Consider the following 2494-nt stretch of genomic DNA (forward strand, 5'->3'; position numbering starts at 1 on the left):
TCGGGGCGCTCGAAGAACCGGCGCGACAACCAGCCGAGCAGGCCGGTGACCTCGGTCTCCCCCTCCGCGGAGGAGGGCTGACCGGCGACCGTGCCGCGGCGGGGCTCGGCGCGGAACAGCGGCCCGCCCTCGGCGACATCGGAGGCGAGTTCGTCGGGGTGTGCCCCGGCGGCGTACCCGGTCCTCTCCAGGACGGCGCACGGGTAGCGGCCGATCAGCTCGGCCAGCGGGGCGGGGCCAGCCTCGAACTCGGCGCCGGTGAGGACGTTGCGCCAGGTGCCGGCCGGCAGGACGACCGAGTGTTCGGTGAGGGACTGCTCGGCGAAACTACGGTGCAGCCGCACCGCGACGGTCACGACGGCGTCCGACCGGGCGAAGCACACGGCGTGCCCGGTCGAGCTCGGCAGGGGCCGGTAGGTGGCGGCCTGGCCGACGAAGGCGTCCGGACGCCGCCGGCGCAACCGCAGGATCTCTCGGGTGATGTGGAACTTCTCCTCGGCCAGCGACGCCGGCTCGCGGGCGTCGAGCGTGCGCGCCAGGCTGGTGAGGGCAGCGAAGTCGAAGGGACCGCGGTTGTCGGGGTCCACGAGGTAGTTCTGGGTGGTCTCGGTCGAGGTGTACGTGTCGGCCACGCCCAGGCAGGTGAGCTGAATGGCCTTGCGGGAGAGCACCGACACGCGAGCAGCGGCGTCCGTGAAGGAATACCAGTCGGCGAAGGCGCCGAGGATGTCGTCGCGGCCGTACACATCTTCGGTGACGAACCTGACGAGGGCTGCCTCACCTTCGGCGTCGGGGCGGGTCCAACTGGTCCACAGCTTCTGCTCGCGGGCCGCCTTGAGGAGGTAGTCGATGAGGCGGTCGCGTTCGATGGGCCCCTGCGGCGTCCACGTACCGGCGAGGATCTGCCAGAGCAGGTTCTCGGTGTGGCCCTCGATGCCGGACGCCAGCGGGTGCAGTTTGGTCAGCAGAGCGCGCCACTCGGGGGCGTACTGGGCGAGGATGCCGATGCGGCTGCGGACGTCCTCGGAGCGCTTGGTGTCGTGGGTGGTGCCGCAGGTCATGGTGGCGGGCCACGTGCGGGCCATGTCGCTCATCCAGGCGTGGAAGGTGTCGGGGGACAGACCCCAGGTGTCGGGGGAGCCGCCGACCTCGTTGAGGGCGACGAGTTGGGTCCACCGGTAGAAGGCGGTGTCCTCGACGCCCTTGGCGGTGACGGCGCCGCACACCTGCTGGAAGCGGACGACGAGCTCATCGCGGGTGTCCTGCTGCCAGCGGCCCTCAGAGCCGACCTGCCGGCCGAGGACGAGGTCGACGACCACGTCGAGGGTGTCGTGATAGTCGGGTTCGAGCCGGGTGCGGGCGATCGTGGCGGCGTGCTCGATGAGGTCGACCGACTCCTGCGGCGCGGGCTCACCCGGCACCACGTAGGCGCGGTACCGGTCCACGGCGATGACGAGTTCGGCGACGCAGGCGCGGATCCAGGTGAACGTGTGGTCGCGCAGCATGATGTCGGCCCGGCAGATGGCGTCGGCGAGGGTCGCGATGCGGTGGACCTCGGCGTAGAGGCTCGTGACGGTGATCTCGCGCTTCGCCGTTTCGATGACCTCGCCGAGACTGCCGGGGATGTCGCCGGTGATGACGTGGGCGATCGTTCCGAGGTCGCCGTAGCCGGCCGGTTCGCACTGCAGGGCCCCGATGCGCCAGGCGGTGTCGTAGCCGGTCGTGCCGGCGACGGGCCAGTCGTCGGGCATCGACTCCGCCCCCTCGAGGATCTTCTCGGCGGCGATCCAGGCGCCCCCGGTGGCCATGGACAGGCGGCGCATGTAGCCGCGCGGGTCGGCCAGACCGTCGGGATGGTCGATGCGGAAGCCGTCGATGTGGCCCTGCCGGAACAGGTCGAGCAGGAGGGCGTGGGTGGCGTCGAAGACGTCCGGGTCCTCGACACGGACCGCGACGAGCGTGTCCACGTCGAAGAAGCGCCGGAAGTTGAGCTCCTCGTCGGCCACCTTCCAGTAGGCGAGCCGGTAGAACTGCTCCTTGACGCAGAGCGGCATGGGCAGGTGCTCGGTGCCGGCGCGCACGGGGAACACGTGGTCGTAGTAGACGAGGACCGGTTGCGGATCGGGGTCGTCCGAGCCGGGGATGACGCGGTGCTCGAGGGTGATCTCGTCGTTGGCGAGGACCGTCCCGATCCGCGCGCCGAGGACGGGCATGAGGACGCCGTCGCCGTCGGCGTCCGAGCCGTCGAACCCGGTGGCGTAGGGGGAGTCCGGGCCGTCCTTGAGGACCGACCAGAGCGCTTCGTTGTGGTGATGGGGCGTCGGGACGCCCATGTGGTTCGGCACCACGTCGACGACGATGCCCATGCCACGCGCGTGAGCGGCCGTGGCGAGGCGCTCGAAGCCTTCGCGGCCGCCCATGGCGTCGCTGATGCGGGTGTGGTCGACGACGTCGTAGCCGTGCGTGCTGCCCGGGGCGGCTTGGAGGATGGGGC

General features: G+C 71.0%; 1 protein-coding gene. It reads right to left on the bottom strand.

Going from position 1 to position 2494, the window contains the following annotated elements:
• Positions 1-2494, bottom strand: a 2494-nt coding sequence (treY, locus tag Q1K57_RS07115; RefSeq protein ID WP_300080380.1) for a malto-oligosyltrehalose synthase, incomplete at both ends; no start/stop codon positions are given.

Source organism: Propioniciclava sp., from assembly GCF_029977985.1.
Classification (GTDB): domain Bacteria; phylum Actinomycetota; class Actinomycetes; order Propionibacteriales; family Propionibacteriaceae; genus Propioniciclava.